This is a genomic window from Azospira restricta, from assembly GCF_016858125.1.
In the GTDB taxonomy this organism is placed as follows: Bacteria; Pseudomonadota; Gammaproteobacteria; order Burkholderiales; family Rhodocyclaceae; genus Proximibacter; species Proximibacter restrictus.
Genome location: NZ_CP064781.1, coordinates 1,233,040 through 1,258,398, shown reverse-complemented (window position 1 = coordinate 1,258,398; position 25,359 = coordinate 1,233,040). Strand labels below are relative to the sequence as shown.

Genomic DNA, 25,359 nt, shown 5'->3' with positions numbered 1-25,359 from the left:
TCCCCCTTACGCCACGATGCAGAGGACTTCGCCGCCAACATTGCTGGCGCGGGCCTTGCGGTCGGTCATGACACCCTTCGGGGTGGACACGATCGCCACGCCGAGGCCGTTCATCACACGGGGGATGTCCGTGCTGCCCTTGTACACGCGCAGGCCGGGCTTCGAGACGCGCTCGATGCGCTCGATGACCGGACGGCCGGCGTAGTACTTCAGGCCAATTTCGAGGGTCGGCTTGCCTTCGGCTTCGCGCACGGCGAAGTCTTCGACATAACCTTCGTCCTTCAGCACTTTCGCAATCGCCACCTTCAGCTTCGACGAGGGCATCGCGACGGAAGCCTTCTCTGCCTGCTGGGCATTGCGGATGCGGGTCAGCATATCGCTGATCGGATCGCTCATACTCATCTCAGATTCTCCTGCTTACCAGCTGGCCTTGATCATGCCGGGCACTTCGCCCTTCATGACGAGGTCGCGCAGCTTGAGGCGCCCCAGACCGAATTTGCGGAACACGCCACGCGGGCGGCCAGTGATCTGGCAGCGGTTGCGCAGGCGGACCGGGCTCGCGTCGCGCGGCAGCTTCTGCAGCTTGAGGCGGGCTTCGTAACGCTCGACGTCCGAAAGGCTGACGTTGTTGATGATCGCGATCAGCTCGGCACGCTTCTTTGCGTACTTTTCCACCATCTGGCGGCGCTTTTCGTCACGGTTGATCAGTGCAAGTTTCGCCATGTTCGCCTCAATTCTTGAACGGGAACTTGAAGCCGGCGAGCAGCGCCTTGGCTTCCTCGTCGGTCTTCGCGGTCGTCGTGATGCTGATGTTCATCCCGCGCAGCGCATCGATCTTGTCGTACTCGATTTCCGGGAAGATGATCTGTTCCTTGACGCCCATGTTGTAGTTGCCACGGCCGTCGAAACCCTTGCCCGAGATGCCGCGGAAGTCGCGGACGCGCGGCAGGGCGATCGTCACCAGACGGTCCAGGAACTCGAACATGCGCGGACCGCGCAGCGTCACCATGCAGCCGATCGGATAACCGTCACGAATCTTGAAGCCGGCGATCGACTTGCGCGATTTGGTGACCACCGGCTTCTGGCCGGCGATCTTCTGCATGTCGCCAACGGCGTTTTCCAGAACCTTCTTGTCGGCAACCGCTTCGCCGACGCCCATGTTCAGGGTGATCTTGGTGATGCGCGGCACTTCCATGCTCGACTTGTAGCCGAACTTCTTGGTCAGCTCGGGCACCACGTTGGATTTGTAGTATTCAAACAAACGCGCCATGATCGTTCCTTATGCGCTCACAACTTCGCCGTTCGACTTGAACACGCGAACCTTCTTGCCATCTTCAAGCGTCTTGAAGCCGACACGGTCGCCCTTGCCGGTGGCCGGGTTGAACAGCGCGACGTTGGAGATATTGATCGGCATGTCCTTCTCGACGATGCCGCCGACCACGCCCTTGACCGGATTCGGCTTGACGTGCTTCTTGGCGCGATTGACACCCTCGACCACCAGGTGGTCCGCATCGACGCGGCGCAGCACGGTGCCGCGCTTGCCCTTGTCCTTGCCGGTGATGACGACGACTTCGTCGCCCTTGCGAATCTTTTCCATGGCCGCTCCTTACAGCACTTCCGGCGCCAGGGACACGATCTTCATGAAGCGCTCGGTACGCAGTTCGCGCGTCACCGGGCCAAAGATACGCGTGCCGATCGGCTCCAGCTTGTTGTTCAGGAGCACCGCCGCATTGTTGTCGAACCGGATCAGGGAGCCGTCGGGACGGCGCACGCCCTTGGCGGTACGAACCACCACGGCGTTGTAGACGTCGCCCTTCTTGACGCGACCGCGCGGCGCGGCATCCTTGATACTCACTTTGATGATGTCGCCGATGCCCGCATAGCGACGCTTGGAGCCGCCGAGCACCTTGATACACATCACCGAACGCGCACCGGTGTTATCGGCGACGTCCAGAATCGTCTGCATCTGAATCATTTGTCACTCACTCCAACTTTTCCCGCGAACGCTCGCGGTCAGTCTTGGAACCCGTAGGGGCAGAAACGCCCGGCCAGGAATGGCCGGGCGCGAAAAAAGCGGAATTATACCGACTTTTTCGGATTAGGCAAGCGTCAGACGACGACCGCCTTCTCCAGCAGCTTCGAAACGCGCCACGCCTTGGTCTTCGAGACCGGACGGGTTTCCTCGATCTCGACGAGATCGCCGGCCTTCGCTTCGTTGTTCTCGTTGTGCGCGTGGAATTTCTTCGACTGCGTGATCACCTTGCCGTACAGCGGGTGCTTGACACGACGTTCGATCAGGACGGTGACGGTCTTCTCCATCTTGTCGCTGACGACGCGGCCGACCAGGGTACGCTTGTTAACGGTCGTTTCGCTCATTGTTACACCGCCTTTTCACGAAGAAGGGTGCGCACGCGCGCGATATCGCGGCGCACCTTGCCGAGCTGGCTGGTATTCGACAGCTGTTGCGTCGCCGCCTGCATGCGCAGGCTGAACTGCGCCTTCAGCAGCTCCAGCAGTTCCTTGTTCAGCTCGTCGGCGCTTTTGGTTCTGAGTTCGCTGGCTTTCATGATCAACCCACCATACGCGTGACGAAAGTGGTCGCGAGCGGCAGCTTGGCAGCGGCCAGGGCAAACGCCTCGCGCGCCAGTTCTTCGCTCACGCCGTCCATTTCATAGAGCACCTTGCCCGGCTGGATCTCGGCGACGTAGTACTCCGGGTTGCCCTTGCCGTTACCCATGCGGACTTCGGCCGGCTTCTTGGAGATCGGCTTGTCCGGGAAGATGCGGATCCAGATGCGACCACCGCGCTTGATGTGGCGGGTCATCGCCCGACGGGCCGCCTCGATCTGACGCGCCGTCAGACGGCCGCGACCGGTGGCCTTGAGGCCCCACTCGCCGAAGGAGACCTTGGCGCCGCGGGTAGCCAAGCCGGTATTCCGGCCCTTCTGTTCCTTGCGGTACTTTCTGCGATTAGGCTGCAGCATTTAGGCACCTGCCTTTCTAACTCGTTTCGCCGGAGCCTTCGGCTTGTCCGCACCTTCGCCGGCCGGCTTGGCGGCGCGACGGGCAGGACGCTTCGGCTCTTCGGCGGGCGTTTCCGGGGCAGCCAGCGGCTGCTCGTTGCGACCCAGGATCTCGCCCTTGAACACCCAGACCTTGATGCCGATCACACCATAGGTGGTGCGGGCCTCGGAGGTCGCGTAGTCGATGTCGGCACGCAGCGTGTGCAGCGGCACGCGGCCTTCGCGGTACCACTCGGTACGGGCGATTTCGGCGCCGTTCAGACGGCCCGAGCTCATGATCTTGATGCCCTGGGCGCCAAGGCGCATGGCGTTCTGCATCGCGCGCTTCATCGCGCGGCGGAACATGATGCGCTTCTCGAGCTGCTGGGCGATCGAGTCGGCGATCAGCTGCGCGTCGAGTTCCGGCTTGCGGATTTCCTCGATCGACACGTGGACCGGCACGCCCATGATCTTCTGCAGATCGGAGCGGAGCTGGTCGATGTCCTCGCCCTTCTTGCCGATGACGACGCCGGGGCGGGCCGAGAAGACGGTGACGCGGGCGTTCTTCGCCGGACGCTCGATCAGCACGCGGCCGACCGAAGCGTGCGCCAGGCGCTTCTTCAGGTAGTCGCGGACGCGGACGTCCTCGTTCAGCATGGTCGCGTAGTTCTGGGTGTTGGCGAACCAGCGCGACGACCAGTCACGGGTGACTGCAAGGCGGAAGCCTGTCGGATGAATTTTCTGTCCCATTATCTATCCTCAGTTACCGACAGTCAGGAAGATGTGGCAGGTCGGCTTGGTGATCCGGTTGCCACGGCCCTTCGCCCGCGCCGTGAAGCGCTTGAGCACCATGCCCTTTTCGACGTAGATGGTCTTGACCTTCAGTTCGTCGATGTCGGCACCGTCGTTGTGCTCGGCGTTGGCGATCGCCGACTCGAGCACCTTCTTGATGATGCCGGCACCCTTCTTCGGGCTGAAGGCGAGAACGTTGAGCGCCTTGTCGACCGGAAGACCGCGGATCTGGTCGGCGACCAGGCGGCCCTTCTGGGCCGACAGGCGAACGCCGCGCAGGGAAGCTTGAGTTTCCATGTTCATTCTTCCTTTACTTCTTGGCCTTCTTGCCGGCGGTGTGACCCTTGAACGTGCGGGTCAGCGAGAACTCGCCGAGCTTGTGGCCGACCATGTTCTCGGTGACGAACACGGGAATGTGCTGCTTGCCGTTGTGCACGGCGATGGTCAGACCGATGAAGTCCGGCAGCACCGTCGAACGGCGCGACCAGGTCTTGATCGGACGCTTATCATTGCCCGCACGCGCCGCATCCACCTTTTTCTGCAGGTGGGCATCGACGAAGGGGCCCTTTTTCAGAGAACGTGCCATTTCGTATTACCCCTTAGCGTTTGTGACGGCGCTGAACGATCATCGAGTTCGTGCGCTTGTTCTTGCGGGTGCGATAACCCTTGGTCTTGGTGCCCCACGGGCTGACCGGGTTCATACCGGCAGCGGTGCGTCCCTCGCCACCACCGTGCGGGTGGTCGACCGGGTTCATCGCGACGCCGCGAACGGTCGGGCGGATGCCACGCCAGCGTTGCGCGCCGGCCTTGCCGATCGAACGCAGGCTGTGCTCTTCGTTACCGACTTCGCCGACGGTAGCGCGGCACTCGACGTGCACGCGGCGCACTTCGCCGGAGCGCAGGCGAACCTGCGCATACACGCCTTCACGCGCCATCAGCTGCACCGAAGCACCGGCCGAACGCGCCAGTTGCGCCCCCTTGCCCGGCACCATCTCGATGCAGTGGATGGTCGTACCGACCGGGATGTTGCGGATCGGCAGCGCGTTGCCGGCCTTGATCGGGGCCTCCGAGCCAGACATCACTTCCTGACCGACGACCATGCCCTTCGGGGCGATGATGTAGCGACGCTCGCCATCGGCGTAGCATAGCAGCGCGATGTTGGCGGTGCGGTTCGGGTCGTATTCGAGACGCTCGACCTTGGCCGGGATGCCGTCCTTGTTGCGCTTGAAGTCGACCACGCGGTAATGCTGCTTGTGGCCACCGCCCTGGTGACGGGTGGTGATGCGGCCGTTGTTGTTGCGACCGGCGTTCTTGGTCTGCTTCTCGACCAGACCGGCAAAGGGCTTGCCCTTGTGCAGGTTCGGGTTGACGACCTTGACGACGGCACGGCGGCCGGGGGACGTCGGTTTTACTTTGACGAGTGCCATTTACACAGCCCCCCCTTCAGCAAAATTGATTTCCTGGCCCGGCTTCAGGCTGACGAAAGCCTTCTTCCAGTTTTTGCGGCGGCCCATCGAGCGGCCGAAACGCTTTTGCTTGCCCTTGACGGTAGAAACCTGCACCGACTCGACCTGCACCTTGAACAGCAGCTCGACGGCGGCCTTGATTTCCGGCTTGGTGGCGTCGGAAACGACGCGGAAGATCACCTGCTCGTTCTTCTCGGCAACCCAGGTCGCCTTCTCGGAAATCTGGGGCGCAAGCAGCACTTGCATCAGACGCTCTTGGTTCATCCCAGGATCTCCTCAAACTTGGCGACCGCGCTCTTGGTCATCAGCACTTTCGGGAAGCGGATGAGCGAGACCGGATCGGTTTCGTTAACCTCGAGCACCAGCACGTTCGGCAGGTTGCGCGAGGCGAGATAGGTGTTCTCGTCGAGCGCATCGGTGACGACGAGCACCGACTCGAAGCCCATGCCCTTGATCTTCTGCGCGAACAGCTTGGTCTTCGGCGCTTCGACGGCAAGGTTCTCAACCACCGACAGGCGATCCTGGCGAGCCAGCTCGGAGAGGATCGACGCCATGCCGGCGCGGTACATCTTGCGGTTCAGCTTCTGGCTGAAGTTTTCGTCCGGGGTGTTCGGGAAAATCTTGCCGCCCCCACGCCACAGCGGCGACGAAGCGCGACCGGCACGGGCACGACCGGTGCCCTTCTGGTTCCACGGCTTCTTGGTGGACTTGGCGATTTCGCTGCGACCCTTCTGCTTGCGGTCGCCGGAACGCGCGTTGGCCTGATAGGCGACGACGACCTGGTGCACCAGGGATTCGTTGTAGTCGCGGCCGAACAGCGCATCGGAAGCCTGCAGCTTGGCGGCTTCCTGACCTTGTTCGTTGATGACTTTCAGTTCCATGTCGCCCCCTTAGCCCTTGACCGCCGCGCGGACAACCACGTCCGACCCCTTCGAGCCCGGAACGGCGCCCTTGACCAGCAGCAGCTGGCGCTCGGCGTCAACACGGACGATTTCGAGGTTCTGGGTGGTCGCCTTGACGTCGCCGAGGTGACCCGACATGCGCTTACCCGGGAAAACGCGCCCCGGATCCTGCGCCATACCGATCGAGCCCGGCGCGTTGTGCGAGATCGAGTTGCCGTGCGACGCGCGGTTCGAGCTGAAGTTGTGGCGCTTGATGCCACCGGCGAAGCCCTTACCGATCGACGTACCCGACACATCGACCTTCTGGCCGACGGCGAAGATGGTGACGCTGATCTGGTCGCCCGGCTTCAGGTTCGAGAGCTCCTCGGCGGAAACCGGGAACTCCTTGAGGACGTGCCCCGCCTCGACACCGGCCTTCGCCAGGTGACCGGCGAGCGGCTTGCCAACGCGCGAGGCGCGGCGCTGGCCGAAGGTTACCTGCACCGCGGCGTAGCCATCGGTTTCAGGCGTTTTGATCTGGGTCACACGGTTATTCGACACGTCGAGCACGGTCACCGGAACGGTCGCGCCGTCCTCGGTGAAAATGCGCGTCATGCCGACCTTGCGCCCAACAAGGCCTAGACTCATGGTTATTCTCCTCTTGCCGGCTACGATTGGCCGGCGAGACTGCTGCTACAAGTCAAAATGGGCGACCCCAAAGGGGCCACCCGGCGAAAACGGCGGATTATATCCGCAAATACTGCCTTACTGCAACTTGATCTCGACGTCGACACCCGCCGGCAGATCCAGCTTCATCAGCGCGTCGACCGTCTTGTCGGTCGGATCGATGATGTCCATCAGGCGCAGATGGGTGCGGATCTCGAACTGGTCGCGCGAGGTCTTGTTCACGTGCGGCGAGCGCAGCACGTCGAAACGCTGGATCTTGGTCGGCAGCGGCACCGGGCCACGGACGACGGCGCCGGTACGCTTGGCGGTGTCGACGATCTCCAGGGCCGATTGGTCGATCAGGCGATAGTCGAAGGCCTTGAGGCGGATGCGGATCTTCTGGTTTTGCATTTTGCTTTCCAAAGAGCGGGCGACGGAGCGAAGTACTCACTCCGCCGCTGATTGTCGAAAGAACGTTTACTCGATGATCTTCGCCACGACGCCGGCGCCGACGGTGCGGCCGCCTTCGCGGATCGCGAAGCGCAGACCTTCTTCCATGGCGATCGGGGCGATCAGCTTGACGGTCATGCTGATGTTGTCGCCCGGCATCACCATCTCGGTGCCTTCCGGCAGCGAGATCGCACCGGTCACGTCGGTCGTGCGGAAGTAGAACTGCGGACGGTAGTTGTTGAAGAACGGGGTGTGACGGCCGCCCTCGTCCTTCGACAGCACATACACCTCACCCGTGAAGTGGGTGTGCGGGGTGATCGAACCCGGCTTCGCCAGCACCTGGCCGCGCTCGACTTCCTCGCGCTTGGTGCCGCGCAGCAGCACGCCGACGTTGTCGCCGGCCTGGCCCTGGTCGAGCAGCTTGCGGAACATTTCAACGCCGGTGCAGGTGGTCTTGGTCGTCGGCTTGATACCAACGATCTCGATCTCCTCGCCGACCTTGATGATGCCGCGCTCGACGCGGCCGGTCACCACGGTGCCGCGGCCCGAGATCGAGAAGACGTCTTCGATCGGCAGCAGGAACGGCTGGTCGATGGCGCGCTCGGGCGTCGGGATGTAGCTGTCCAGCGCGTCGGCCAGGCGGAAGATCGACGGCTCGCCGATCTCGGACTGGTCGCCTTCGAGAGCCTTCAGCGCCGAGCCCTTGATGATCGGCACGTCGTCGCCCGGGAATTCGTACTTGGAGAGCAGTTCGCGGACTTCCATCTCGACCAGCTCGAGCAGTTCGGCGTCGTCAACCATGTCGCACTTGTTCAGGTAGACGATGATGAACGGCACGCCGACCTGGCGGGCCAGCAGGATGTGCTCGCGGGTCTGCGGCATCGGGCCGTCGGCAGCCGAGCAGACGAGGATCGCGCCGTCCATCTGGGCGGCACCGGTGATCATGTTCTTGACGTAGTCGGCGTGGCCCGGGCAGTCAACGTGGGCGTAGTGACGGGTCGCGGTTTCGTATTCGACGTGTGCGGTGTTGATCGTGATGCCGCGCGCCTTCTCTTCCGGCGCCGCGTCGATCTGGTCGTAGGCCTTCGCCTCACCACCGAACTTGCGCGACAGAACGGTCGTGATCGCCGCCGTCAGCGTCGTCTTGCCATGGTCAACGTGACCGATCGTGCCCACGTTCACGTGCGGCTTCGTACGTTCGAATTTACCTTTGGCCATTTCTTTATCCTCAGCTAATTCAAAAAATCAGGTTACTTCTTGTTGATGACGGCTTCGGCGACGTTCTTCGGCGCTTCGGCGTAGTGCTTGAACTCCATCGAGTACGTGGCGCGACCCTGGGTCAGCGAACGCAGCTGCGTGGAATAGCCGAACATTTCGGCCAGCGGCACTTCGGCCTTCACTTCCTTCATGCCGCCAGGCAGGTCGTCCATGCCCTGGACCATGCCGCGACGGCCGGAGAGGTCGCCCATGACGTTGCCCATGTAGTCTTCCGGGGTCTCGACGACGACGGCCATCATCGGCTCGAGCAGCGTCGGGCTGGCCTTCTTCATGCCCTCCTTGAAGGCCATCGACGCAGCCATGCGGAACGCGTTCTCGTTCGAGTCGACGTCGTGGTACGAACCGTCGAACAGCGTGAACTTGACGTCGACGACCGGGAAGCCGGCGAGTACGCCGCTGGTGATCGCATCCTGCAGGCCCTTGTCGACCGCCGGGATGAACTCGCGCGGCACGGTGCCGCCCTTGATCGCGTCGACGAACTCGTAGCCCTTGCCGGCTTCGTTCGGTTCGATCTTGAGCCAGACGTGACCATACTGGCCGCGACCGCCGGACTGCTTGACGAACTTGCCTTCCTGCTCGACCGCTTTCTTGATGCATTCGCGGTAGGCCACCTGCGGCGCGCCGACGTTGGCTTCGACGCTGAATTCACGCTTCATGCGGTCGACGATGATCTCGAGGTGCAGTTCGCCCATGCCCGAGATGATGGTCTGACCCGACTCCTCGTCGGTGCGCACGCGGAACGACGGATCCTCGGCGGCCAGGCGGTTCAGGGCGATGCCCATCTTTTCCTGGTCGGCCTTGGTCTTCGGCTCGACGGCGACGTGGATCACCGGCTCCGGGAATTCCATGCGCTCGAGAATGATCGGCGCGTCCGGATCGCACAGCGTCTCGCCGGTTGTGCATTCCTTCAGGCCGACGCAGGCGGCGATGTCGCCCGCCAGAACTTCCTTGATTTCCTCGCGGTTGTTGGCGTGCATCTGCAGGATGCGACCGATCCGCTCCTTGCGCGACTTGATCGGGTTGTAGACGGTGTCGCCCGACTTCAGCACGCCCGAGTAGACGCGGATGAAGGTCAGCTGACCGACGTACGGGTCGGTCATCAGCTTGAACGCCAGCGCCGAGAACTTGGCGCTGTCGGAAGCCTCGCGGTTGTCCTTGTCGCCGTTTTCCTTCTCACCCTCGACCGGCGGGATGTCGACCGGCGACGGCAGCAGTTCGATGACGGCGTCGAGCATGCGCTGCACGCCCTTGTTCTTGAACGCGGTGCCGCACAGCATCGGCTGGATTTCGCAGTTGATCGTGCGCGTGCGCAGACCGGCGATGATGTCCTTCTCCGGCAGGTCGCCGTTCTCGAGGTACTGGTTCATCAGTTCCTCGGAGGCCTCGGCAGCCGCCTCGACCATCTGCTCGCGCCAGGTCTTGGCATCCTCGACCAGCTCGGCCGGGATGTCCTTGTATTCGAACTTCATGCCCTGGGACGCCTCGTCCCAGATGATCGCCTTCATCTTGATCAGGTCGACGACGCCGGCGAAGGTATCCTCGGCGCCGATCGGCAGCACGATGGGCACGGGATTGGCCTTCAGGCGCGTCTTCATCTGGTCGACGACCTTGTAGAAGTTCGCACCCGAACGGTCCATCTTGTTCACGAAGGCAAGACGCGGCACCTTGTACTTGGTCGCCTGGCGCCAGACCGTCTCGGACTGCGGCTGCACGCCACCGACCGCGCAGTACACCATGCAGGCACCGTCCAGAACGCGCATCGAGCGCTCGACCTCGATCGTGAAGTCGACGTGTCCCGGGGTATCGATGATGTTGAAGCGGTGCTCCTGGAATTGCATGTCCATGCCCTTCCAGAAGCAGGTGGTGGCGGCGGAGGTGATGGTGATGCCCCGCTCCTGCTCCTGCTCCATCCAGTCCATGGTGGCGGCGCCGTCATGGACTTCACCGATCTTGTGGTTAACACCGGTGTAGTAGAGGATGCGCTCGGTCGTGGTGGTCTTGCCGGCGTCGATGTGCGCGCTGATACCGATGTTGCGGTAGCGCTCGATAGGGGTTTTGCGTGCCACAGTAGTAACCTTCGTGTTTAAAGAACGAGAATTCGCTGATCGAACAGCGAAACTTAGAAGCGGAAGTGGGCGAAGGCCTTGTTGGCTTCAGCCATGCGATGCACTTCGTCGCGCTTCTTCACGGCGCCGCCGCGGTTCTCGGCGGCTTCCATCAGCTCGGCAGCGAGACGCAGACCCATCGTCTTCTCCGAACGCTTGCGCGCGGTTTCGCGCAGCCAGCGCATCGCCAGCGCGGCACGACGGGCAGGACGGACTTCGACCGGCACCTGGTAGTTGGCGCCGCCGACGCGACGGGACTTGACTTCGACCATCGGCTTGACGTTGCCCATCGCAGCCGCGAACACTTCCAGCGGATCCTTGCCGCTCTTCGTGGCGATCTGCTCGAAGGCGCCATAGACGATGCGCTCGGCAACCGACTTCTTGCCGCTCTGCATGATGGCGTTGACAAACTTGGAGACATCGACCGAACCAAACTTCGGATCCGGCAGGATGTCGCGCTTCGGTACTTCACGACGACGGGGCATAACAACCTCTCTAGTTCACAATTCAGTTGAAAGGCAAAAGCCTTTCCCGGCCGCCCATCATGAGCGACCACTTACTCAGGCAGAAATTACGCTGCCTTCGGACGCTTGGCGCCGTACTTCGAACGGGCCTGCTTACGATCCTTGACGCCCTGGGTGTCGAGCGAACCACGGACGGTGTGGTAGCGGACACCCGGAAGGTCCTTGACACGACCACCGCGGATCAGGACGACGGAGTGCTCCTGCAGGTTGTGACCCTCACCGCCGATGTACGAGATGACCTCGAAACCGTTGGTCAGACGCACCTTGCAGACCTTCCGCAGCGCGGAGTTCGGCTTCTTCGGCGTGGTGGTGTAGACGCGGGTGCAGACACCCCGCTTCTGCGGGCAACGTTCCATCGCGGGAACCTTGCTCTTGGTGATCTCGGCCGTACGGCCTTGACGCACGAGTTGGTTGATGGTCGGCATTTTCAAGTCCCAAATAGCTTGCGAGACCGGCAACAGGCGCCGCCGGATCGCAAAAAAGCCAAGGCGGACAAGTCCGCCCCGGCGATTTTGTTATTTAAAACAAAGGCTTTGGTTAGCCTTTGCTGACAAAGACCCGAGATTTTAGGGTTGATCAAGTCCAAAGTCAACCTGCCGGCATCGGGCCAGGCCCGACGCCGGCGTTGTTTCAGCTGTTCGCCTGCAGGTTTTCCTCGGAGGTCGGCACCGCTTCTTCGTCCGAAATCGGACGGTCGAAGGCGATGTCGTCGCCGGCGGACTGCTGGCGGCGCGTGTTGTGATAGGCCAGGCCGGTACCCGCCGGGATCAGGCGGCCGACGATGACGTTTTCCTTCAAGCCACGCAGTTCGTCGCGCTTGCCCATGATCGCCGCCTCGGTCAGCACGCGGGTCGTTTCCTGGAAGGAAGCGGCCGAGATGAACGAGTCGGTCGACAGCGAGGCCTTGGTGATGCCGAGCAGCACGTACTCGTAGGTCGCCGGAATCTTGCCGTCGGCGGTGACGCGGTCGTTCTCGTCCAGCACTTCGGCACGCTCGACCTGCTCGCTCTTGATGAAACGGGTGTCGCCCGGATCGACGATATTCACGCGGCGCAGCATCTGGCGGACGATCACCTCGATGTGCTTGTCGTTGATCTTCACGCCCTGCAGACGGTAGACGTCCTGCACTTCGTCGGTGATGTAGCGGGCCAGCGCCTCGACCCCCTGCAGGCGCAGGATGTCGTGCGGATCCGGTTCGCCGTCGACGATCGACTCACCCTTGTTCACCACCTGGCCGTCGTGCACCAGCACGTGCTTGTCCTTCGGGATCAGGTACTCGTGCGTGACGCCGTCGAGGTCGGTGATGACCAGGCGCTGCTTGCCCTTGGTGTCCTTGCCGAACGACACGGTGCCGGTGAACTCGGCGAGCAGGCCGGCATCCTTCGGCGTACGCGCTTCGAACAGCTCGGCGACGCGCGGCAGACCGCCGGTGATGTCGCGGGTCTTTGCCGATTCCTGCGGCAGGCGGGCGAGCACGTCGCCGACCGAGACCTGCTGGCCGTCGACGACGGTGATGATGGCGCCGACCTGGAAGGTCATCGCCACCGCGTGGTCGGTGCCGTGCACCTTGACCTCGTCGCCGTTGGCGTCGAGCAGCTTGACCTGCGGACGCAGACCCTTGGTCTGCGCCTTGCCGCCGCGCTTCGGGTCGATCACGACCAGCGTCGACAGGCCGGTCACCTCGTCGATCTGCTTGGCGACGGTGACGCCTTCCTCGACGTTCTCGAACTTCACCATGCCGCCGTATTCGCTGATGATCGGGCGGGTGTGCGGGTCCCAGGTCGCCAGCTTGGCGCCGGCCTTGACCTGCTGGCCGTCGCCCACCTGCAGCGTGGCGCCGTACGGCACCTTGTGGCGCTCGCGCTCGCGGCCGTTGTCGTCGGTGATCAGCACCTCGCCGGAACGGGTGATGACGATCTTCTCGTCCTTGGCGTTGGTGACATAGCGCATCGTCGCCGTGAAGCGGACGACGCCGGTGCTCTTGGTCTCGACCTGCGAGGCCACCGCCGCACGCGATGCCGCGCCGCCGACGTGGAAGGTACGCATCGTCAGCTGCGTGCCCGGTTCGCCGATCGACTGGGCGGCGATGACGCCGACCGCCTCGCCGGTGTTGACCAGGCTGCCGCGGCCGAGGTCGCGGCCGTAGCACTTGGCGCACAGGCCGTAGCGGGTGTCGCAGGTGAGCGGAGTACGCACTCGCACTTCGTCGATGCCCAGCGCGTCGATCAGGTCGACGGCATCCTCGTCGATCAGCGAGCCGGCTTCGATCACCGTCTCGTCGGTTTCCGGGTTGACCACGTCATTCACCGCGACGCGGCCGAGGATCCGCTCGCGCAGCGCCTCGATCACTTCGCCGCCCTCGATCAGCGCCTTCATCGTGGCGCCGTTCTGGGTGCCGCAATCGTCCTCGGTGACCACCAAATCCTGCGTCACGTCGACCAGACGGCGCGTCAGATAGCCGGAGTTCGCGGTCTTCAGCGCGGTGTCGGCCAGACCCTTGCGGGCGCCGTGCGTCGAGATGAAGTACTGCAGAACGTTCAGGCCTTCGCGGAAGTTGGTCGTGATCGGGGTTTCGATGATCGAACCGTCCGGCTTCGCCATCAGGCCGCGCATGCCGGCCAGCTGGCGGATCTGCGCCGCCGAGCCGCGGGCGCCGGAGTCGGCCATCATGAAGATCGAGCTGAACGAGTCCTGCTTGACCTTCTTGCCGTGGCGGTCGATCACTTCCTCGTGGCCGAGCTGCTCCATCATGACCTTCGCCACCTGGTCGCCGGTACGGCCCCAGATGTCGACGACCTTGTTGTAGCGCTCGCCCTGGGTGACCAGACTGTTGGTGTACTGGGTCTCGATCTCCTTAACTTCCTTCTCCGCCTCGGCGATGATCTCGTACTTCTTCGCCGGCACCTGCATGTCGTCCGAACAGAACGAGATGCCGGCGCGGGTCGCCAGCGCGTAGCCGTTCTGCATCAGCTTGTCGGCGAAGACGACGGTTTCCTTCAGGCCGCAGCGGCGGAAGGCGGTGTTGATCAGCTTCGAGATTTCCTTCTTCTTCAGCGGCCGGTCGAGGACGCTGAAGGGCAGGCCCTTGGGCAGGATCTCGGAGAGCAGCGCACGGCCGGCGGTCGTCTGGTAGCGGGTGATCTTCTCGTTCCAGCCGTCGTTGCCGTCCGATTCGTATTCCTTGATGCGCACCGAGACGCGCGAGTGCAGGTCGACTTCCCTGGCCGCCAGCGCGCGCGTCACTTCGCCGACGTCGGCGAAATAGAGGCCCTCGCCCTTGCCGTTGATGCGGTCGCGGGTGGCATAGTAAAGGCCGAGAACGATGTCCTGCGACGGCACGATGATCGGCTCGCCGTTGGCCGGCGACAGCACGTTGTTCGAGGCCAGCATCAGCGTGCGCGCTTCCATCTGCGCTTCGAGCGACAGCGGCACGTGGACGGCCATCTGGTCACCGTCGAAGTCGGCGTTGAACGCCGCGCAGACGAGCGGGTGCAGCTGGATCGCCTTGCCTTCGATCAGCGTCGGCTCGAAGGCCTGGATCCCCAGACGGTGCAGCGTCGGCGCACGGTTCAGCATGACCGGATGCTCGCGGATCACCTCTTCGAGGATGTCCCAGACCACCGGCTCCTGCGACTCGACCATCTTCTTCGCCTGCTTGATCGTGGTCGCCAGACCCATCAGCTCGAGCTTGTTGAAGATGAAGGGCTTGAACAGCTCGAGTGCCATCAGCTTCGGCAGGCCGCACTGGTGCAGCTTCAGCTGCGGGCCGACGACGATGACCGAACGGCCCGAGTAGTCGACGCGCTTGCCGAGCAGGTTCTGACGGAAGCGGCCGCCCTTGCCCTTGATCATGTCGGCCAGCGACTTCAGCGGACGCTTGTTGGCGCCGGTCATCGCCTTGCCGCGACGGCCGTTGTCGAGCAGCGAGTCGACCGACTCCTGCAGCATGCGCTTCTCGTTGCGGACGATGATGTCCGGCGCCTTCAGCTCGAGCAGGCGCTTCAGACGGTTGTTGCGGTTGATGACGCGACGGTAGAGGTCGTTCAGATCGGAGGTCGCGAAGCGGCCACCATCCAGCGGCACCAGCGGGCGCAGGTCCGGCGGCAGCACCGGCAGCACTTCGAGGATCATCCAGTCGGGCTTGATGCCGGACTTCTGGAAGCCCTCGAGGACCTTCAGGCGCTTGGCGAGCTTCTTGTTCTTGGCTTCCGAGCCGGTCGTCTCGAGTTCGCCGCGCAGCTTCTCGACCTCGCTGTCGAGATCGAGGTTGCGCAGCAGCTCGCGGATGCCTTCGGCGCCCATCAGCGCCTGGAAGTCGTCACCGTACTCCTCGACCTTGGCGAGGTAATCGTCTTCGGTCAGCAGCTGGGCGCGATTGAGCGGGGTCATGCCCGGATCGCAGACGACGAAGGCTTCGAAGTAGAGTACGCGCTCGATGTCGCGCAGCGTCATGTCGAGGACCATGCCCAGACGCGACGGCAGCGACTTCAGGAACCAGATGTGCGCGGTCGGGCTGGCCAGCTCGATGTGGCCCATGCGCTCACGGCGCACCTTGGCCAGCGTCACTTCGACGCCGCATTTCTCGCAGATCACGCCGCGGTGCTTCAGGCGCTTGTACTTGCCGCACAGGCACTCGTAGTCCTTGATCGGGCCGAAGATCTTGGCGCAGAACAGGCCGTCGCGCTCCGGCTTGAAGGTGCGGTAGTTGATGGTTTCCGGCTTCTTGACCTCGCCGTAGGACCAGGAACGGATCTTCTCGGGCGACGCGAGACCGATGGTGATCGCGTCGAATTCCTCTTCCTGCGTTACCTGTTTGAACAAATCAAGCAGTGCTTTCATCGCCTAACTCCCAGTCCTTGAATCAGTAGCGTTCCAGGTCAATGTCGATCGCCAGCGAGCGAATTTCCTTGACCAGAACGTTGAACGACTCCGGCATGCCGGCATCGATCTTGTGCTCGCCCTTGACGATGTTCTCGTACACCTTGGTACGGCCATTCACGTCGTCGGACTTCACGGTGAGCATTTCCTGCAGCACGTAGGACGCGCCGTAGGCTTCGAGCGCCCACACTTCCATTTCGCCGAAGCGCTGGCCGCCGAACTGCGCCTTGCCGCCGAGCGGCTGCTGCGTGACCAGCGAGTAGGGGCCGGTCGAACGCGCGTGCATCTTGTCGTCGACCAGGTGGTGCAGCTTCAGGAAGTGCATGTAGCCGACGGTCACCGGACGCTCGTACTGCTCGCCAGTACGGCCGTCGAACAGCACCATCTGGCCGGATTCCGGCATGCCGGCCAGCCGCAGCATGGCTTTGATTTCCTCTTCCTTGGCACCGTCGAAGACCGGCGTCGCGAACGGCACGCCTTCCTTCAGGTTCTCCGCCATGCCCATGATCTCGGCGTCGTTCAGCTCGTCGAGGTTCTCAGCCTTGCCCTGGTCGTTGTAGATCTGCTCCAGGAAACCGCGGACTTCCTTGACGTTGGCCTGGCGGCGCAGCATGTCGCCGATCTTGAAGCCGAGGCCCTTGGCGGCGAGGCCGAGGTGGACTTCCAGAATCTGGCCGACGTTCATCCGCGACGGCACGCCGAGCGGGTTCAGCACGATGTCGACCGGGAAGCCGTCCTTGTCGTGCGGCATGTCCTCGACCGGCACGATGCGCGAGACGACGCCCTTGTTGCCGTGGCGACCGGCCATCTTGTCGCCGGGCTGCAGGCGGCGCTTCACCGCGACGTACACCTTGACCATCTTCTGCACGCCCGGGGGCAGTTCGTCGCCCTGGGTCAGCTTCTTGCGTTTTTCCTCGAAGGCGATGTCGAAGTCCTTGCGCGTCTGCTCGAGGCCTTCCTTCAGCTGCTCGAGCTGCTGCGCGACCTCCTCGTCCGCCATGCGGATGTCGAACCAGTGGTGCGCATCGAGGCCGGCGAGGTAGTCCTTACTCACCGCGGTGCCCTTGGCCAGCTTCTTCGGGCCGCCGTTGGCGACCTTGCCGGTGATCAGGCGCTCGACGCGCGAGAAGGTGTCACGCTCGACGATGCGCATCTGGTCGGCGAGGTCGGTCTTGTAGCCACGCAGGTGCTCGTCGATGATCGATTGCGCGCGCTTGTCGCGCTCGATGCCCTCGCGGGTGAACACCTGCACGTCGATGACGGTGCCGGCGATGCCCGAGGGCACGCGCAGCGAGGTGTCCTTCACGTCGGACGCCTTCTCGCCGAAGATCGCGCGCAGCAGCTTCTCTTCCGGCGTCAGCTGGGTCTCGCCCTTCGGCGTCACCTTGCCGACCAGCACGTCGCCGGCCTCGACTTCGGCACCGATGTACACGATGCCGGAATCGTCCAGGCGCGACAGCTGCACTTCGCCGAGCGAGGCGATGTCGCGGGTGATTTCCTCGGGGCCGAGCTTGGTGTCGCGGGCGACGACCGTCAGTTCCTCGATGTGGATCGAGGTGTAGCGGTCGTCGGCGACGACGCGCTCGGAGATCAGGATCGAGTCCTCGAAGTTGTAACCGTTCCACGGCATGAACGCGATGCGCATGTTCTGGCCGAGGGCCAGCTCGCCCTTGTCGGTCGAGGCGCCGTCGGCGACCACGTCGCCCTGGGCGATGACGTCGCCGACCTTCACGGTCGGACGCTGGTTGATGTTGGTGTTCTGGTTGGAACGGGTGTACTTGACCAGGTTGTAGATGTCGACGCCGACTTCGCCCGGAACGGTTTCGTCGTCATTGACACGAACCACGATACGGGAGGCATCGACGTAGTCGACGACGCCGCCGCGCAGCGCCTGGACGGCGGTACCCGAGTCGACGGCGACGGTGCGCTCGATGCCGGTGCCGACCACCGGCTTCTCCGGACGCAGGCAGGGCACGGCCTGGCGCTGCATGTTGGCACCCATCAGCGCGCGGTTCGCGTCGTCGTGCTCGAGGAACGGGATCAGCGAGGCGGCGACCGAGACGATCTGGCCCGGCGCGACGTCCATGTACTGCACGCGCGACGGTTCGGCGAGGATCGTTTCGCCCTTCTCGCGGCAGGTCACCAGCTCGTCGGTCAGCGCGCCGGAAGCGTCCAGCGTCGCATTCGCCTGGGCGACAACGTAGCGGCCTTCCTCGATCGCCGACAGGTATTCGATCTGGTCGGTCACCTTGCCGTCGACGACCTTGCGGTACGGCGTCTCGAGGAAGCCGTACTCGTTGGTACGGGCGAACAGCGCCAGCGAGTTGATCAGGCCGATGTTCGGGCCTTCCGGCGTCTCGATCGGGCAGACGCGGCCGTAGTGCGTCGGGTGCACGTCGCGCACTTCGAAGCCGGCGCGCTCGCGCGTCAGACCGCCCGGGCCGAGGGCCGAGACGCGACGCTTGTGCGTGATCTCGGACAGCGGGTTGGTCTGGTCCATGAACTGCGACAGCTGGCTGGAGCCGAAGAATTCCTTGATTGCGGCGCTGATCGGCTTGGCGTTGATCAGGTCGTGCGGCATCAGGTTGTCGGACTCGGCCTGGCTCAGGCGCTCCTTGACCGCGCGTTCGACGCGGACGAGACCGGCGCGGAACTGGTTCTCGGCGAGTTCGCCGACCGAACGCACGCGGCGGTTGCCGAGGTGGTCGATGTCGTCGATCTCGCCGCGGCCGTTGCGCAGCTCGACCAGGATCTGGATCACTTCGACGATGTCGCGCGGCGACAGCGTCAGCTGCTCGCGCACCTCGGTCGTCGCGCCGAGCGTCTTCAGCTTGGCGGCGAGCGCCTCGGCGTCGGCCTGGGTCAGGTTCTCGGCGACGGCGCGCGCGCCGTAGTGCAGCTCGCCGAGCAGGTCCTTGACCGCCGACGGCGCGCCGCCGGCCATCTCGATGATCGCCTCGACGACGGCATCGGCCTTCGACGACGACACGTGGCTGACCATCACCTTCGACTCGATCACGTCGGGACGCTGCAGGCGGCGGTTGAACTTCATGCGGCCGACGGCCGACAGGTCGTAGCGCTCGTCGGAATAGAACAGTCCGTTGAACAGCAGCTCGACGGCTTCCTCCGTCGGCGGCTCGCCCGGGCGCATCATGCGGTAGATGGCGACGCGCGCGGCCTGGCGGGAGACGGTCTCGTCGGTGCGCAGCGTGTTCGAGATGAAGGCGCCGCGGTCGAGGTCGTTGGTGTACAGCGTCTGCAGCTCCTCGACGCCCGCTTCCTGCAGCTTCTTCAGCAGCGACTCGGTGATCTCGTCGTTCGCGTTGGCCAGCACTTCGCCGGTCTCGCGGTCGATGATGTTCTGCGCGACGACGCGGCCGACGACGAAGTCCTCCGGCACGGCGATGCGCTTGATGCCGGCGGCGTCGAGGTCACGGATGTGCTTGGCGGTGATGCGCTTGTCCTTGGCGACGATGACCTTGCCCGACTTGTCGCAGAAGTCGAAGCGGGCAACCTCGCCGCGCAGGCGCTCGGGCACCAGTTCGAAGTCGATCGTCTTCTTGCCGATGAAGAAGGTGTCGAAGTCGAAGAAGGTGCGCAGGATCTGCTCCGGCGTCAGGCCGATGGCCTTCAGCAGCGTCGTCACCGGCATCTTGCGGCGACGGTCGACGCGGAAGAAGAGGATGTCCTTCGGATCGAACTCGAAGTCCAGCCACGAGCCGCGGTAGGGAATCACGCGTGCCGAGAACAGCAGCTTGCCCGACGAGTGGGTCTTGCCGCGGTCGTGCTCGAAGAACACGCCGGGCGAGCGGTGCAGCTGGCTGACGATGACGCGTTCGGTACCGTTGATGACGAAGGAACCGGTGGTCGTCATCAGCGGGATCTCGCCCATGTAGACTTCCTGCTCCTTGACCTCCTTGACGGTGTCGGGAACCTCGCGGTCCATGATCACCAGGCGCACCTTGGCGCGCAGCGCCGAGGCGAAGGTCAGGCCGCGCTGCTGGCATTCCTTGACGTCGAAGGTCGGCTCCGCCAGCTGGTAGCTGACGAATTCCAGGCGCGCATTGCCGCTGTGGCTGGAGATCGGGAAAATCGACGAGAACGCGGCCTGCAGGCCCTGGTTCCGACGGTTCGACACCGGCACCGCCGCCTGCAGGAAGGCGGTGTAGGAGTCGAGCTGCGTCGCCAGCAGGAAGGGCACGTCAAGCACGCTGGCGCGCTTGGCGAAGCTTTTCCGGATGCGTTTTTTCTCGGTATAGGAGTAGGTCATGTTTGCTCCGAGCTCAGTGGGCAATAAGTCCTGGGATTCCCGGGCGGGCGGACTTCCCGCTCCGGGTACAACAACAATCAAACGGAACCACGCACGGCGGTGTCATGCTTGCGTTTGAGTGCTGCCGGCGACGAATTTGCGGGCTTCGTCCAACCCGTTTCCAGAAAAGCACAAAAGGGCTGGCGGCAATTCTGCCGCCAGCCCAGCATCGGCGAGCCGAGATTACTTGATCTCGACCTTGGCGCCCGCGTCCTCGAGCTGCTTCTTGAGGGCGTCGGCGTCGGCCTTCGGAATGGCTTCCTTGACGGGCTTCGGCGCGCCATCGACGAGGTCCTTGGCTTCCTTGAGGCCCAGGCCGGTGGCGGCACGGACGACCTTGATGACTTCCACCTTCTTGTCGCCGGCGGCAGCCAGGACGACGGTGAACTCGGTCTTCTCCTCGGCGGCCGGGGCGGCGGCGGCGCCCGGGGCGGCGACGGCCAGGGCGGCGGCGGAGACGCCGAACTTCTCTTCGAACGCCTTGACCAGGTCGTTCAGTTCCATGACCGTCATACCGGCGACGGCTTCAAGGATGTCTTCTTTGCTGATAGCCATTTGCATTAGCTCCTAAAACAGATTCTTGCGTAAATGTTGCGATTCGGTCGTAGCGGTCAGGCGGCGGCGCCTTCTTCCTCGCGCTTCTTGGCCAGCGCGGCAAGCGCACCGGCGAAGCCCGACACCGGCGCCTGCATGACACCGAGCAGCTTGGCGAGGAGCTCCTCGCGGCTGGGAATGGAAGCGAGCGCCTGGACGCCGGCCTTGTCGAGGACGTTGCCGCTGTAGCAGCCCGCCTTCAGGACCAGCTTGTCGTTACCCTTGGCAAAGTCGTTGAGCACCTTGGCGGCGGCCACGGCGTCTTCGGAGATTGCGTAGATCAGGGGACCGACCATCGACTCGGCGAGGCCGGCGAACGGGGTGTCCGCAACGGCGCGACGCACGAGGGTGTTCTTCAGCACGCGCAGGTACACGCCCGACTCGCGCGCCTTCTTCCGCAGCACGGTGAGATCGCTCACCTCGATGCCACGGTATTCGGCGACGACCATCGTCTGCGCACCGGCCACCTGTGCCGACACCTCGGCCACTACGGCCTTCTTGTCGTCAAGATTGAGACCCATAGGTCCTTTCTCCTTTCAAGTCCACACACGGCGGGACAACCCCGCCGCACCCACGGCGACCTGGATCAGGAGGAAGCCGCACCAGACATTGCGTTCTCGCGCGGCGTAAATCCTGTTCTGAGTACACCGTCTGCGCAGGCCTTTCGCTTAAGTGAGGACTGACATCCCCACACCTGCGGTCTTTGACGATCTGCCGCCCGAAACCTCCGGGCGACAGCTCAAAGCTCGACCCCGGGCGAGCCCGGGGGTAATTCCGTTACTGCGCAGCCAGCGACGTCTGGTCGATGCGCACGCCGGGCCCCATCGTGCTGGAGACGGCGATCTTCTTCAGGTACTGACCCTTGGCGGCGGCCGGTTTGGCCTTCTGCAGCGCTTCGATCAGCGCCTTCAGGTTCAGTTCCAGCTTGTCGACCTCGAACGAGGCGCGGCCGATCGTGGCATGCACGATGCCGGCCTTGTCGGTGCGGTACTGGACCTGACCGGCCTTGGCGTTCTTCACCGCAGTGGCGACATCCATGGTCACGGTACCGACCTTCGGGTTCGGCATCAGGCCGCGCGGACCGAGGATCTGGCCGAGCTGGCCGACGACCTTCATCGCGTCCGGCGTGGCGATGACCACGTCGAAGTTCATGTTGCCGGCCTTGACGTCGGCGGCGAGGTCGTCGAAACCGACGATGTCGGCACCGGCGGTCTTGGCGGCCTCGGCCTTGTCGCCCTGGGCGAACACGGCGACGCGGACGCTCTTGCCGGTACCCGCCGGCAGCACGACGGAGCCGCGGACCAGTTGGTCCGACTTGCGCGCGTCGATGCCGAGGTTGACGGCGACGTCGATCGACTCGTCGAACTTGGCGGTGGCCACTGCCTTGGCCAGCGTCAGCGCCTCGGTGGCGGCGTACAGCTTGTTGCGGTCGATCTTGCCCGCGAGGGCCTTCTGGCGCTTGGTGAGCTTAGCCATCTCAGAGGCCCTCCACGGTGATGCCCATCGAACGGGCGGAACCGGCGATGGTGCGCACGGCGGCATCCATGTCGGCGGCCGTCAGGTCCGGCATCTTGGCCTTGGCGATTTCCTCGCACTGGGCGCGGGTCAGCTTGCCGACCTTGTCGGTATGCGGCTTCGCGCTGCCCTTCTGCACGCCGGACGCCTTCTTGATGAGGACGGTCGCCGGCGGCGTCTTCATGATGAACGTGAAGGACTTGTCCGCGTAGGCGGTGATCACCACGGGGATCGGCAGGCCCGGCTCCAGCTTTTGCGTCTGGGCGTTGAAAGCCTTGCAGAATTCCATGATGTTGAGGCCGCGCTGACCCAGCGCGGGACCGATCGGGGGCGAAGGATTGGCCTTGCCCGCCGGCACTTGCAGCTTGATATAGCCGACGATCTTCTTTGCCATGATGGCTCCTGAATCGTGAGTTGTAACGCGCGCTCGCCGGATTTGCGCACCCGGCTACTGACGCTCCTCTTTTGCCTGCTTCGCCCTTGCGGGCCGGGGCAGGCAAACCCCCGAAAAAACGCCGAAACGCCCGGCGGAAGACCTTAGGCCTTCTCGACCTGGGCGAACTCGAGCTCCACCGGCGTCGCCCGACCGAAGATCGTGACCGACACCCGCAGCTTGTTCTTTTCGTAGTTCACGTCCTCGACCGAGCCGTGGAAGTCGGTGAACGGACCTTCCTTGACGCGAACCACTTCGCCGATCTCGAACAGCACCTTGGGACGGGGCTTCTCGACCCCCTCCTGCATCTGCTGCATGATCTTGTCGACTTCCTTCTCGGAAATCGGCGTCGGCTTGGTCGCCGTGCCGCCGACAAAGCCGGTGACCTTCGGCGTGCTTTTGACCAGATGCCAGGTGTCGTCGTTCATCTCCATTTCCACCAGCACGTAGCCGGGGAAGAACTTGCGTTCGGAGATGCTCTTCTGGCCGCCCTTCAGCTCGACGACTTCCTCGACCGGCACCAGGATGCGGCCGAACAGGTCCTGCATGCCCGACCGGGCGACGCGCTCGGTCAGCGCCCGCTGAACGCTCTTCTCGAAGCCCGAGTAGGCGTGAACGACATACCAGCGCTTGCTCATGATTTCTTCCAGCCCAGGATCAGGTCGTAGAACACCCACTCCAGGCTCTTGTCAGTCAGCCAGAGAAAAACCGCCATGACGACGACGAAGGCGAACACCGCCCCGGTCGTCTGCATCGTTTCCTTGCGCGAAGGCCAGACCACCTTCTTGGTTTCCGCCGCCGCCTCCTGGGCGAAGACGAAGAAACGCTGGCCCGGCTCGGTGAACCACGCCACCGCGACGGAAGCGGCGACACCCGCGAGGACCGCAAGGACCCGCAGGATCATGGCCTGCTCGGCGAGCAGGTAAAAGCCAACTACGCCGGCAGCAAGGAGAACCAGCGCCAGCGCAAACTTGATCTTGTCGGCCATTTCTATCGCGTCTTAATTGTTGGTGGCAGGGGCAGAGGGTCTCGAACCCCCAACCTTCGGTTTTGGAGACCGACGCTCTGCCAATTGAGCTATGCCCCTGCGGCAGAGACTGCGGGGCGCCCGAAGGGATGCCCCGCCAATCCGTCTTACTCGATGATCTTCGCCACGACGCCGGCGCCGACGGTGCGGCCGCCTTCGCGGATCGCGAAGCGCAGACCTTCTTCCATGGCGATCGGGGCGATCAGCTTGACGGTCATGCTGATGTTGTCGCCCGGCATCACCATCTCGGTGCCTTCCGGCAGCGAGATCGCACCGGTCACGTCGGTCGTGCGGAAGTAGAACTGCGGACGGTAGTTGTTGAAGAACGGGGTGTGACGGCCGCCCTCGTCCTTCGACAGCACATACACCTCACCCGTGAAGTGGGTGTGCGGGGTGATCGAACCCGGCTTCGCCAGCACCTGGCCGCGCTCGACTTCCTCGCGCTTGGTGCCGCGCAGCAGCACGCCGACGTTGTCGCCGGCCTGGCCCTGGTCGAGCAGCTTGCGGAACATTTCAACGCCGGTGCAGGTGGTCTTGGTCGTCGGCTTGATACCAACGATCTCGATCTCCTCGCCGACCTTGATGATGCCGCGCTCGACGCGGCCGGTCACCACGGTGCCGCGGCCCGAGATCGAGAAGACGTCTTCGATCGGCAGCAGGAACGGCTGGTCGATGGCGCGCTCGGGCGTCGGGATGTAGCTGTCCAGCGCGTCGGCCAGGCGGAAGATCGACGGCTCGCCGATCTCGGACTGGTCGCCTTCGAGAGCCTTCAGCGCCGAGCCCTTGATGATCGGCACGTCGTCGCCCGGGAATTCGTACTTGGAGAGCAGTTCGCGGACTTCCATCTCGACCAGCTCGAGCAGTTCGGCGTCGTCAACCATGTCGCACTTGTTCAGGTAGACGATGATGAACGGCACGCCGACCTGGCGGGCCAGCAGGATGTGCTCGCGGGTCTGCGGCATCGGGCCGTCGGCAGCCGAGCAGACGAGGATCGCGCCGTCCATCTGGGCGGCACCGGTGATCATGTTCTTGACGTAGTCGGCGTGGCCCGGGCAGTCAACGTGGGCGTAGTGACGGGTCGCGGTTTCGTATTCGACGTGTGCGGTGTTGATCGTGATGCCGCGCGCCTTCTCTTCCGGCGCCGCGTCGATCTGGTCGTAGGCCTTCGCCTCACCACCGAACTTGCGCGACAGAACGGTCGTGATCGCCGCCGTCAGCGTCGTCTTGCCATGGTCAACGTGACCGATCGTGCCCACGTTCACGTGCGGCTTCGTACGTTCGAATTTACCTTTGGCCATTTTCCCGCTTCCTCAAATATAAAAAGATCAACGATTTCGATTCGGTTGCACCAGCGAATGGTGCCCATGGGCAGGATTGAACTGCCGACCTCTCCCTTACCAAGGGAGTGCTCTGCCACTGAGCTACATGGGCAAACCCGGC

The 25,359-nt window shown here is 63.6% G+C and carries 29 protein-coding genes and 2 tRNA genes; all 31 read right to left on the bottom strand.

The genetic code is table 11. The features are described 5' to 3' along the window. Nucleotides 1-6: 6 nt before the first annotated feature. A complete protein-coding gene (gene rpsH, locus IWH25_RS06110; protein WP_203388440.1) occupies nucleotides 7-402 on the bottom strand; it encodes a 30S ribosomal protein S8 in 396 nt (131 codons plus the stop codon). Between the two features lie 15 nt (nucleotides 403-417). After that, nucleotides 418-723 carry a 30S ribosomal protein S14 gene (rpsN, locus tag IWH25_RS06105; RefSeq protein WP_203388439.1) on the bottom strand — a complete coding sequence of 102 codons (306 nt, stop codon included), beginning with the start codon at nucleotides 721-723 and terminating at the stop codon, nucleotides 418-420. 7 nt (nucleotides 724-730) lie between these two features. Then, nucleotides 731-1,270, bottom strand: a complete 540-nt coding sequence (gene rplE / locus IWH25_RS06100) for a 50S ribosomal protein L5 (RefSeq protein ID WP_203388438.1) — start codon at nucleotides 1,268-1,270, stop codon at nucleotides 731-733. 9 nt (nucleotides 1,271-1,279) lie between these two features. Beyond that, complete coding sequence (gene rplX, locus IWH25_RS06095) at nucleotides 1,280-1,597, bottom strand: 50S ribosomal protein L24 (RefSeq protein ID WP_203388437.1); 318 nt, start codon at nucleotides 1,595-1,597, stop codon at nucleotides 1,280-1,282. 9 nt (nucleotides 1,598-1,606) lie between these two features. Beyond that, the gene (gene rplN / locus IWH25_RS06090; RefSeq protein WP_203388436.1) at nucleotides 1,607-1,975 is read right to left on the bottom strand and encodes a 50S ribosomal protein L14; all 369 of its coding nucleotides are present in this window, start codon (nucleotides 1,973-1,975) and stop codon (nucleotides 1,607-1,609) included. Nucleotides 1,976-2,109: 134 nt separating this feature from the next. Continuing rightward, nucleotides 2,110-2,376 (bottom strand): 30S ribosomal protein S17, encoded by a 267-nt coding sequence (gene rpsQ / locus IWH25_RS06085; protein ID WP_203388435.1) that lies wholly within the window; start codon nucleotides 2,374-2,376, stop codon nucleotides 2,110-2,112. Nucleotides 2,377-2,378: 2 nt separating this feature from the next. Beyond that, nucleotides 2,379-2,567 (bottom strand): 50S ribosomal protein L29, encoded by a 189-nt coding sequence (rpmC, locus tag IWH25_RS06080; protein ID WP_203388434.1) that lies wholly within the window; start codon nucleotides 2,565-2,567, stop codon nucleotides 2,379-2,381. A gap of 2 nt (nucleotides 2,568-2,569) precedes the next feature. Next, on the bottom strand, nucleotides 2,570-2,983 hold the full coding sequence (gene rplP / locus IWH25_RS06075) for a 50S ribosomal protein L16 (RefSeq protein ID WP_203388433.1): 414 nt from the start codon (nucleotides 2,981-2,983) through the stop codon (nucleotides 2,570-2,572). Further along, the gene (rpsC, locus tag IWH25_RS06070; protein WP_203388432.1) at nucleotides 2,984-3,751 is read right to left on the bottom strand and encodes a 30S ribosomal protein S3; all 768 of its coding nucleotides are present in this window, start codon (nucleotides 3,749-3,751) and stop codon (nucleotides 2,984-2,986) included. 9 nt (nucleotides 3,752-3,760) lie between these two features. After that, the gene (gene rplV / locus IWH25_RS06065; RefSeq protein ID WP_203388431.1) at nucleotides 3,761-4,090 is read right to left on the bottom strand and encodes a 50S ribosomal protein L22; all 330 of its coding nucleotides are present in this window, start codon (nucleotides 4,088-4,090) and stop codon (nucleotides 3,761-3,763) included. Between the two features lie 13 nt (nucleotides 4,091-4,103). Continuing rightward, entirely contained in the window at nucleotides 4,104-4,379 is a 276-nt protein-coding gene (gene rpsS / locus IWH25_RS06060; protein WP_203388430.1) for a 30S ribosomal protein S19, read from the bottom strand. Between the two features lie 13 nt (nucleotides 4,380-4,392). Continuing rightward, the gene (rplB, locus tag IWH25_RS06055; protein WP_203388429.1) at nucleotides 4,393-5,220 is read right to left on the bottom strand and encodes a 50S ribosomal protein L2; all 828 of its coding nucleotides are present in this window, start codon (nucleotides 5,218-5,220) and stop codon (nucleotides 4,393-4,395) included. Then, nucleotides 5,221-5,523 (bottom strand): 50S ribosomal protein L23, encoded by a 303-nt coding sequence (rplW, locus tag IWH25_RS06050; protein WP_203388428.1) that lies wholly within the window; start codon nucleotides 5,521-5,523, stop codon nucleotides 5,221-5,223. Continuing rightward, a complete protein-coding gene (gene rplD / locus IWH25_RS06045) occupies nucleotides 5,520-6,140 on the bottom strand; it encodes a 50S ribosomal protein L4 (protein ID WP_203388427.1) in 621 nt (206 codons plus the stop codon). Before rplD ends, rplW begins: the two co-directional genes overlap by 4 nt. A 9-nt stretch (nucleotides 6,141-6,149) precedes the next feature. Next, on the bottom strand, nucleotides 6,150-6,788 hold the full coding sequence (gene rplC / locus IWH25_RS06040) for a 50S ribosomal protein L3 (RefSeq protein WP_203388426.1): 639 nt from the start codon (nucleotides 6,786-6,788) through the stop codon (nucleotides 6,150-6,152). A 117-nt stretch (nucleotides 6,789-6,905) separates the two neighbouring features. Further along, nucleotides 6,906-7,217, bottom strand: coding sequence for a 30S ribosomal protein S10 (gene rpsJ / locus IWH25_RS06035; RefSeq protein ID WP_203388425.1), 312 nt, complete (start codon nucleotides 7,215-7,217; stop codon nucleotides 6,906-6,908). A gap of 66 nt (nucleotides 7,218-7,283) precedes the next feature. Beyond that, entirely contained in the window at nucleotides 7,284-8,474 is a 1,191-nt protein-coding gene (tuf, locus tag IWH25_RS06030; RefSeq protein WP_203388413.1) for an elongation factor Tu, read from the bottom strand. A 32-nt stretch (nucleotides 8,475-8,506) separates the two neighbouring features. Beyond that, nucleotides 8,507-10,600, bottom strand: coding sequence for an elongation factor G (fusA, locus tag IWH25_RS06025; RefSeq protein WP_203388424.1), 2,094 nt, complete (start codon nucleotides 10,598-10,600; stop codon nucleotides 8,507-8,509). Between the two features lie 53 nt (nucleotides 10,601-10,653). Beyond that, entirely contained in the window at nucleotides 10,654-11,124 is a 471-nt protein-coding gene (gene rpsG / locus IWH25_RS06020) for a 30S ribosomal protein S7 (RefSeq protein ID WP_203388423.1), read from the bottom strand. A gap of 86 nt (nucleotides 11,125-11,210) precedes the next feature. Beyond that, entirely contained in the window at nucleotides 11,211-11,588 is a 378-nt protein-coding gene (gene rpsL / locus IWH25_RS06015; RefSeq protein WP_203388422.1) for a 30S ribosomal protein S12, read from the bottom strand. 205 nt (nucleotides 11,589-11,793) lie between these two features. After that, nucleotides 11,794-16,002 carry a DNA-directed RNA polymerase subunit beta' gene (gene rpoC / locus IWH25_RS06010; protein WP_203388421.1) on the bottom strand — a complete coding sequence of 1,403 codons (4,209 nt, stop codon included), beginning with the start codon at nucleotides 16,000-16,002 and terminating at the stop codon, nucleotides 11,794-11,796. 22 nt (nucleotides 16,003-16,024) lie between these two features. After that, nucleotides 16,025-20,311 (bottom strand): DNA-directed RNA polymerase subunit beta, encoded by a 4,287-nt coding sequence (rpoB, locus tag IWH25_RS06005; RefSeq protein ID WP_203388420.1) that lies wholly within the window; start codon nucleotides 20,309-20,311, stop codon nucleotides 16,025-16,027. A 222-nt stretch (nucleotides 20,312-20,533) separates the two neighbouring features. Then, on the bottom strand, nucleotides 20,534-20,905 hold the full coding sequence (gene rplL / locus IWH25_RS06000; RefSeq protein ID WP_203388419.1) for a 50S ribosomal protein L7/L12: 372 nt from the start codon (nucleotides 20,903-20,905) through the stop codon (nucleotides 20,534-20,536). Between the two features lie 56 nt (nucleotides 20,906-20,961). After that, a complete protein-coding gene (gene rplJ, locus IWH25_RS05995) occupies nucleotides 20,962-21,465 on the bottom strand; it encodes a 50S ribosomal protein L10 (protein WP_203388418.1) in 504 nt (167 codons plus the stop codon). 256 nt (nucleotides 21,466-21,721) lie between these two features. Then, nucleotides 21,722-22,420 carry a 50S ribosomal protein L1 gene (gene rplA / locus IWH25_RS05990; protein ID WP_203388417.1) on the bottom strand — a complete coding sequence of 233 codons (699 nt, stop codon included), beginning with the start codon at nucleotides 22,418-22,420 and terminating at the stop codon, nucleotides 21,722-21,724. Between the two features lies 1 nt (nucleotide 22,421). Then, the gene (rplK, locus tag IWH25_RS05985; RefSeq protein WP_203388416.1) at nucleotides 22,422-22,853 is read right to left on the bottom strand and encodes a 50S ribosomal protein L11; all 432 of its coding nucleotides are present in this window, start codon (nucleotides 22,851-22,853) and stop codon (nucleotides 22,422-22,424) included. A gap of 143 nt (nucleotides 22,854-22,996) precedes the next feature. After that, complete coding sequence (gene nusG / locus IWH25_RS05980) at nucleotides 22,997-23,530, bottom strand: transcription termination/antitermination protein NusG (protein WP_203388415.1); 534 nt, start codon at nucleotides 23,528-23,530, stop codon at nucleotides 22,997-22,999. Continuing rightward, nucleotides 23,527-23,880, bottom strand: coding sequence for a preprotein translocase subunit SecE (gene secE / locus IWH25_RS05975; RefSeq protein WP_203388414.1), 354 nt, complete (start codon nucleotides 23,878-23,880; stop codon nucleotides 23,527-23,529). Before secE ends, nusG begins: the two co-directional genes overlap by 4 nt. A gap of 23 nt (nucleotides 23,881-23,903) precedes the next feature. Next, nucleotides 23,904-23,979, bottom strand: a tRNA-Trp gene (locus IWH25_RS05970). 47 nt (nucleotides 23,980-24,026) lie between these two features. After that, nucleotides 24,027-25,217 carry an elongation factor Tu gene (gene tuf / locus IWH25_RS05965; RefSeq protein ID WP_203388413.1) on the bottom strand — a complete coding sequence of 397 codons (1,191 nt, stop codon included), beginning with the start codon at nucleotides 25,215-25,217 and terminating at the stop codon, nucleotides 24,027-24,029. A 58-nt stretch (nucleotides 25,218-25,275) separates the two neighbouring features. Further along, nucleotides 25,276-25,350 (bottom strand) — tRNA-Thr (locus tag IWH25_RS05960). Nucleotides 25,351-25,359: the final 9 nt, after the last annotated feature.